The organism is Pseudomonas sp. ICMP22404 (assembly GCF_006227205.1).
Classification (GTDB): domain Bacteria; phylum Pseudomonadota; class Gammaproteobacteria; order Pseudomonadales; family Pseudomonadaceae; genus Aquipseudomonas.
The window spans coordinates 266117-274252 of sequence record NZ_VCNG01000010.1; the positions used below are offsets into that span (position 1 = coordinate 266117).

Here is an 8136-nt window from a genome sequence, read left to right on the forward strand (position 1 = left end):
AAGCATGCACTTTGGATTCAAGCAAGGTCCGCCCCGTACTGAATCGTTAAAGGCATGCAACTTACTGATCAGACTTCAAATTCCGACTGCAACGCAGCCCTGACGCAATACAAGACACCTTCCGGCACCCGACCGGCGAACAGCGCTGCCACTTCCGCCACCGCTGGCAACTCGCCTTCGCCATCCAGAAACGCATCCTGGACCTCGCCCATCAGGTCCTCGGGCAGATCCAAGGCCTGTTCCAGCGACAATTGCTGCTGGCCAATGGCTTCGGCAAGCATCGTGTAGACGTTTTTTTCCGAGCACTGGAGCTGTGCGGCGATCTGCAACGGTGTCATGCCGGCCCGGGCCAGGGTGATGAGCTCATGGCGTACATCGGCCACCGCCTTCGGCGCCTCGGCCTCGCCACCCAGCACCTGGAGGAAGGCCTCGCCATAGCGCTCCAGCTTACGCGCGCCGACGCCGCTGACCCGGGCCATCTCCGCCAGGGAGGTGGGTTGGCTGCGCAGCATTTCCAGTAGCGTCGAGTCGGGAAAGATAACGTACGGCGGTACGGCATGTTCCTCGGCCAGCTTGCGCCGCAAGGCACGCAAGGCTTCCCACTGATCGCGCTCTTCGCCACGGACCAGTTGGCTGGCCTGGCTCTTGCTGCTCTTGACCGCAGTCGCCGGCTTGAGATCACGGCGCAGTTCGAGACTCACCTCGCCTTTGAGCAACGGCCGGCAGGTTTCGCTCAGCCGCAGGCCGCCGTAGCCCTCCAGGTCGATGTCCACCAGGCCACGGGCCACGAGCTGCCGGAACAGGGAACGCCATTCACTTTCGGAGCGGGCCTTGCCGACACCGTAAACCGATAGGTGCTGATGGCCGAAACTGCGGACCTTCTCGTTGTCCTTGCCCAGCAAGACATCCACCAGATGCCCCACGCCATAGCGCTGGCCGGTTCGAAAAATGGTCGACAACGCCTGGCGCGCCGGTTCGGTGGCGTCCCAAGTCTCGACGCCGTCGACACAGTTGTCGCAGTGCCCGCACGGCTGGGGCATGTCTTCGTCGAAATAGGCCAGCAAGGTCTGCCGGCGGCAGCGGGTTTCTTCGCACAGTGAGAGCATGGCATCGAGCTTGTGCTGCTCCAGGCGCTTGTGGCGTTCGTCACCTTCGGAGTTCTGCAACATCTGCTTGAGCATCACCACGTCTTGCAGGCCGTAGGCCATCCAGGCGTCGGCCGGCAAGCCATCCCGGCCGGCACGACCGGTTTCCTGGTAATAGGCCTCAAGGGACTTAGGCAGGTCCAGGTGCGCCACGAAACGCACGTTGGGCTTGTCGATGCCCATGCCGAACGCCACGGTGGCCACCATGATCAAGCCTTCCTCGTTGAGAAAGCGCTTCTGGTGATAGGCCCGCAGTTCGTTGGGCAGCCCTGCGTGATAGGGCAACGCCGGAAACCCCTGTTCACAGAGAAACGCCGAGACTTCGTCGACTTTTTTCCGTGACAGGCAATAGACGATGCCCGCATCGCTGCGCCGTTCGGCGAGGAACGCCAGCAACTGCTTGCGTGGCTGCTCCTTGGGCACGATGCGGTAGAAGATGTTGGGGCGGTCAAAGCTGGAAAGGAACCGCTCGGCGTCTTGCAAATGCAGGCGCTCGACGATTTCTTCCCGGGTCCGTTTGTCGGCGGTGGCGGTCAGGGCGATGCGCGGTACATCGGGGAACAGCTCCGCCAGTTGCCCCAGTTGCAGGTATTCGCGACGGAAATCGTGACCCCACTGGGACACACAGTGAGCTTCGTCAATGGCAAACAGGGCGATTTCCAGGCTCTGCAGGAAAGCCAGCATGCGCGGCTGTACCAGGCGCTCCGGGGCGAGGTAGAGCATTTTCAGCTCACCGCGCCGGATCCGCGCCGCCAAGTCCCGCTGCTGCTCGGCACTCAGGGTGGAGTTCAGCGAAGCCGCGGCGACGCCCAGTTCCTCGAGCGTCGCGACCTGATCGTCCATCAAGGCGATCAGCGGCGAAACCACCACCGCCAGACCGTTACGCAACAACGCCGGGACCTGGAAGCACAAGGACTTGCCGCCGCCGGTGGGCATCAATACCAGGGCATCGCCACCGCTGGCCACGCGCTCAATAATGGCACCCTGACGGCCACGAAAACTGTCGTAGCCGAAGATGTCCTTGAGGACGCGTTGAGCCTGTTCGAGCATAGAAACTCCAAAAATCATCGAAACATCCCTGCAAGGCTGGTTCAGAACCGAACATGCTGCACCGGCAAATCGTAAGTGCGCGTTTCGAACCGGTGGGACACCGCAGGGCATCACAAAGCGCCGCAGTATACCCGAGGCCTTCTGTGCAGAGGGTGTTGCTGACAGGAGGTGTTCAAGATCTGTAAGGCCTGACATTGCACTCTGTGGCAAATCAGCCAAGCGGCTGGCCTGGGCGCTCAAGAAGGCCTAGAATTCCCGCATTGTTTATTCCCCCAAGGTAGCCCGTAATGTCCTTCGCTGAGCAACTGACCCGCCTGCAAGTCTTCCTCGACGCCGATGAGCTGCACGACGAAGCACTGGACTACGTGGCCGCTCACGGCTACCTGACCGCCCTGTCGATCTGCTCCGAGCAGGTGCCGGACCGCGAGTGGATCGACGCCCTCTTCGCCGAAGAGCCGCATTACACCGACGAAGCCCAACGCATCGAAATCGAAGCCACGCTGGTCGGCCTCAAGGCGCACATTGCCCGTCAGCTGGCCTCCGACGAAGAATTCGAGCTGCCCTGCGAGCTGGACCTGGGCGATGACCCGGACGACTCGGAACTGCGCGGCTGGTGCATCGGTTTCATGGAAGGGGTGTTCCTGCGCGAAGCGGCCTGGTTCGAAACCGCCGAAGAGGAAGTCAGCGAAATGCTGCTGCCGATCATGGTCGGTTCCGGCCTGTTCGACGAACAACCGGAGTTCTCCGACATCGCCGCCGATGCCAACCTGATGGACGACATGATCGTACAGATCCCGGAAGCCCTCACCGCGTTGTACCTGCTGTGCAACGCTCCGGACGAGAAGCCGGCGATCCTCAAGCCTCGTCACCACTAAGACGCGGCCTATGGACAACCCCATAGGCAACCGCCCCCTGATGTTGCGCTACGTGCTGCTGGCCATCGGCTGGCTGAGCGTTGCATTGGGGGTGATCGGAATTTTCCTGCCGGTACTGCCCACCACCCCCTTCCTGCTGCTGGCGGCGGCCTGCTTCGCCCGCAGCTCGCCGCGTTTCTACCAATGGCTGGTGGAGCACCCGCGACTCGGGCCGTGGATCAAGGATTACCTCAGCGGCAACGGCATCCCGCTCAAGGGCAAGGTCTACGCCATCGGGTTGATGTGGGCGAGCATTCTGCTGTCGTGCTACCTGGTGCCCTTGCCGTGGGCACGGGGGTTCATGTTGACGAGTGCGGTGTTGGTGACGGTTTATATCCTCAGGCAGAAAACACTGCGCAAGCCCTGAAGGCAGCGGGTCGGGCACTGGACAACGTCGAACATCGCTAGCCACTCCGCCCTTGATCGTTCCCACGCTCTGCGTGGGAATGCCTCAACGGACGCTCTGCGTTCGGCTCTTGGAGACGCAGAGCGTCCCAGGCTGCATTCCCACGCGGAGCGTGGGAACGATCGAAACCCGGAAACGACGGGGTTTGCCGTTTCAACTCAGCTCACACCGTATCCACCTTCAACGAATGATCATTCAACATCCCGTTGATGATGGTCGCCGTGTCCGCCCCTCCCGCAATCATCCCCCCTGCGCCCGGTGTCACGCCGTAGTGGTTGGCGAGATCGACGCCGGCCAGGTCGATGGTCTGGTTCGGCGTCGCCCCGGCGGTGGCGCTGACGTCGATGCTGGTGATGACCGATGCGCCGCTGCCGGTGACGGTGAAGTGCAGGTAGTCGTCCAGGGAGGCGCTGGTGCCGTTCTCTCCCAGCAGCAGCTGTGACAGATCAAGTTTGTCGAGGCCGGGGGTGAAGTCGGTGATCACGTCATGGCCGCTATTACCTGCCATCCACTGGAAGGTATCGGCGCCGCTGCCGCCAGTGAGGGTGTTGTTGCCCAAGCCGCCGATCAGGATGTCATCGCCGCCACCGCCATTGAGCACGTCATGACCCAGTCCGCCGTCGATGCGGTTGTTGGCCCCGTCGCCGGTGAGGGTGTCGTTGAAGTTCGAACCGACGAGGTTTTCGATACCGCCCAGGGTGTCGGTACCGGCGCCTAGCGTGTTTTGCGCGGCGAGCAGGCCCAGGTTCACCGTGACACCGGCAGTGGCATGGGCGTAGCTGGCGGTGTCGTTGCCGGTGCCGCCATCGAGCAGGTCATTGCCGGCGCCGCTGTAGAGCAAGTCATTGCCCGCTCCGCCGTGCAAGGTGTTGTTACCCGAGCCGGCACTGAGGATGTCGTTGCCGTCTCCGCCGTTGAGGAGGTTGTCGCCATTGCCGGCCAACAACACGTCGTCTCCCGTAGTGCCGGTCAGGGTATGGCCGGACTGGTAGCTGATGCTCACCGCCGCGCTGTCGCTGCCACCGTGGTTATCGCTGGCGGTGTAGCTGCCGTGGTAATCCGGCGTGCTGTCCTGGGCGCCGGCATAGTTGACTGTCAGGGTCAATTGGTAGTTTTCCGCGGCGTTGGCGTTGCCGCCACCAGGGTTGGGGATGTTGGTGACGTGGATCTGGTAGTTGCCGTCCGCCGCTGCGGTGAACGAAGCCCCATCGTTGATCGCAATGAACGGTCCGCCATTGAGGGAGTATTCCATGGCGATATGGCCGGCCGACAGATTATGGTCCAGCGTCAGGGTTTCGCCCTGTTTGAGACTGATGTTGAGGCGGTCCTCATCGTTGGTATTGTTGTTGGAAACCATCCCCAGTGCACCGCTGACCACCAGCACCGCGGTCATGGCGGCAGCGTTGGCGACAAAGGTACTGCGGTCGAGGTTGATCGACTGCACGTTGTTGCCAGTGAAGCTGACCGTGCCGGTGCTGCCGGTAAAGTCCGCGCCTTTGCCGACCCAACCGGTGTTGAAGCTGGTGGGTGACGCGGTCAGCGGATCGCCATTGGCGTCGCTGTCATTGCCCAGCAACAGTTCCCCCGGTACCACGATATTGCCCGACAGCACGTTGGTGATGACGTTGTCGTCCATCGCCACGGGTGGACTGTTGGGCATGACGTTGATCACCAGGCTGGAGCTTGCCAGGTCACCATCATTGTCGCTGACGGTGTAGACGATGTTTTCGCTGATCACCGTGCTGGTGGTGGTCTGGGAGGTGTAGCTGTACTCGCCGCTGTCGAGGTTGATCACCAGCGTACCGTTGTGGGCAGTGGCGATGCTCACGGTGTTGTTCAGGCTGTTGAACGTGCCATGGTCGGCCCCGCCACTGGCCGTCAATGCACCCTGGCCACCGTTGGCGGCCGGGTCATAGCTGTACGTGGTGCCGTCGACCACCAGGCTTTTGACATACCCGCCGTCGGCACCGAATGTACCGCCCTCGCCCAACAGGCTGCCGGTGACCGGCACACCTTGCACAGTGCCGGAAAGGACCGAATTGAGCTGGTTGAGATCGGTCACCACCACGGCGTCGGTGTTGGTATGGGTGCTGCCGTCGTAGGCCAGCGGGTCGAGGTTGGCATTGCTGACGCCGCTGCCCAGACCGATGGCGTAGTTCTTGATGCCGTTGGCGTCGAGGAAGGCCTTCCAGGCGGCTTCATCGGCCGCACCGGTTTCCTGCCCCGACGTCGGCTTGCCGTCGGAAAAGAAATAACCGATGTTCTGCGCCCCGGTCAGTTGTCCGGAGGTGACGAACGCGGTCTTGGCCGCCGCCACTGCCGCATCGTAGTTGGTCCCTCCGCCAGCCGTCAGGCTGGTGAGCAGTGTCTTGGCGGTGGCCACATCGACCCACACTGAAGTCTGGTCGGTGGCATTGCTACTGAAGGTCACCAGCTGGACCTTCACGTCTCCCAGGTCATCGTATTTATCGAGCAAGGCGCTGATGGCCTGCTTCGCCAGGTCCAGCCGCGACAGCCCCGGTACGCCGGAGTCATCGGCCATGCTGCCGGACACATCGAGCACGATCAGCAGGTTCGAATCGATCTCCACCGCCGTCACTGAACGTTCGGATGCGACAGCGGTGGGCACATCGTCGACGATGCTCACCACCAGGCTGCCGGTAACGTGGTTGCCCAAGGAGTCCGTGGCCTGATAGGTGAAGCTTTCGCTAAAGACGTTCGGGCCGTCATTGGCGTGGGGTGTCGTCGTGGCGGGCGAGGTCAGCGTGTAGGTGTAGGAGCCGTCAGGATGGAGCAGCAGTTGACCATAAGCCCCCGTGGCGTTGCCCACCAAGGTGAAGGTCACCGCGCCAGTGGCACCCGACACCGAACCGACAAGGCTGCCGCTGGCCGTTTCGCCGGTGCCGCTCGGGTCGCTGCCGGTGACAGCGCCGGGGGCCAGGTCCTGGCCATCCTGGTTCAGGTCGAGGGCTTTTTCGTAGACGGTCACGTCGTGGTCGGTTTCGGCGACAAGGCAGCTGTTGTGCACATCGATGGTGATGGTGGTGGTGCTTTCATCACCATCACCATCGCGCACGGTGTAGGTGAACACGTCCGTGGCGCCCGCTGCGCCGACGCTGTCCGGGTTGCTGTGGTAGACCGCGTTGCCATTGGCATCCAGAGTCAGGTAGCCGTAGGTGCCGTTGATCTGGGTGTTGAGACCGCCAACCGCCGGCGTGGATGTGTCGCTGCCACCCCGTACACCGATGACAGTACCGCCGTCGGCGCCGAGCACGTCATTGTCCAGCACGTTGCCGCTGACCGTCCCGCCCTCCACTACTGCGGCGGTGTCGCAATAAGCCTTGGGCACATCGTCGACGATGTTGATGACGATGGTGCTGGTGACAGTGTTGCCCAGGGAGTCCGTGGCCTGATAGGTGAAACTTTCACTCGTCACGTTCGGACCGTCGTTGGCATTGGGCGCTGTCGTGGCGGGCGAAGTCAGCGTGTAGGTGTAGGAACCGTCCGGGTTTAGCAACAACTGCCCGTGGGTGCCGGTGGCGTCGCTCACCAGGGTGAAGGTCACTGCGCCTACGGCACCGGTCACCGCCCCCACGAGACTGCCAGTGGCGGTTTCGCCGGTGGCGCTCGGGTCGCTGCCGGTGACCGTGCCAGGGGCCAGGTCCTGGCCATCCTGATTCAGGTCGAGAGCTTTTTCATGGACGCTGATGTCCTGATCAGGCGTGGCGACAAGGCAGACGTCGTGTACGTCGATGGTGATGGTGGTGGTGCTTTCGTCACCGTCGGAATCGCGCACGGTGTAGGTGAACACATCCGTGGCGCCGGGTGCGCTGACGGTGTCCGGATTGCTGTGGTAGACCGCATTGCCATTGGCATCCAGGGTCAGGTAACCGTAGGTACCGTTGATCTGAGTGTTGAGGCCGCCAATCGCCGGGGTCGAGGTGTCATCACCGGCGCGTACGCCGATCACCGCGCCACTGGCAGCAGGCCCATCGGCACCGCCCACGTCGTTGTCCAGGACATTGCCGCTGACCGTCCCGCCTTCATTCACCGAGGCGGAATCGGCGTGGGCGGTGGGCAGGTCGTCGACGATGTTCACATCGAGGTTGCCGGTTGCCGTAGTGCCGTTGTCATCGGTGACCACGACGTTGAATTGCTCGCTGAGGCTGTTGGCGCCGTTGGCGTTCGGGTGGGCTTCGTTGTCCAGCAAGGTGTAGCTGTAGCTGACCACCCCGGTGGCCGCGTTGAAGCCGGTGATGGTCAGGGTGTTGCCCAGCGCCGTGGTGATGGACTGTGGAAAACCTGCCGCCACCCCGCCGCTGACGACAGTGATGCCGCCGACGCTCAAGGTCTGCACGCCATCCAGCGCAGTCACGGTGAAGGTGCCGCTTTGGGTCAGGGCCGGCGCATCTGGACTGCTGCCATCGCTGAGGTTTTTCTCCTGCACCGTCAACTCGCCGCCGTCGGTGTCCAGGCCGCTGATGATCACCGGATCGTCGTTGTTGTGCACTTGCAGCACCAGGTTCGCAGTGCTGGTATCGCCATCCGCATCGGTCAGGGTGTAGGTGAAGGTTTCAGTGCCGTTGCCGCCACCGTGCAGACCTTTGAAATCCGTGTCGGC

The 8136-nt window shown here is 62.6% G+C and carries 4 protein-coding genes; 2 read left to right on the top strand and 2 right to left on the bottom strand.

Going from position 1 to position 8136, the window contains the following annotated elements:
* Window positions 1–68: 68 nt before the first annotated feature.
* Window positions 69–2195 carry a DNA helicase RecQ gene (gene recQ, locus FGE05_RS18870; protein WP_139647300.1) on the bottom strand — a complete coding sequence of 709 codons (2127 nt, stop codon included), beginning with the start codon at window positions 2193–2195 and terminating at the stop codon, window positions 69–71.
* Window positions 2196–2482: 287 nt separating this feature from the next.
* Here recQ and FGE05_RS18875 point away from each other — a divergent pair, with 287 nt between their 5' ends.
* The gene (locus tag FGE05_RS18875; protein WP_139647302.1) at window positions 2483–3070 is read left to right on the top strand and encodes a YecA family protein; all 588 of its coding nucleotides are present in this window, start codon (window positions 2483–2485) and stop codon (window positions 3068–3070) included.
* A gap of 10 nt (window positions 3071–3080) precedes the next feature.
* Window positions 3081–3476, top strand: coding sequence for a YbaN family protein (locus FGE05_RS18880; protein WP_139647304.1), 396 nt, complete (start codon window positions 3081–3083; stop codon window positions 3474–3476).
* A 202-nt stretch (window positions 3477–3678) separates the two neighbouring features.
* Here FGE05_RS18880 and FGE05_RS18885 read toward each other — a convergent pair.
* Window positions 3679–8136 (bottom strand): S-layer family protein (locus FGE05_RS18885; protein ID WP_139647306.1); only part of this gene is annotated, 4458 nt, incomplete at its 5' end.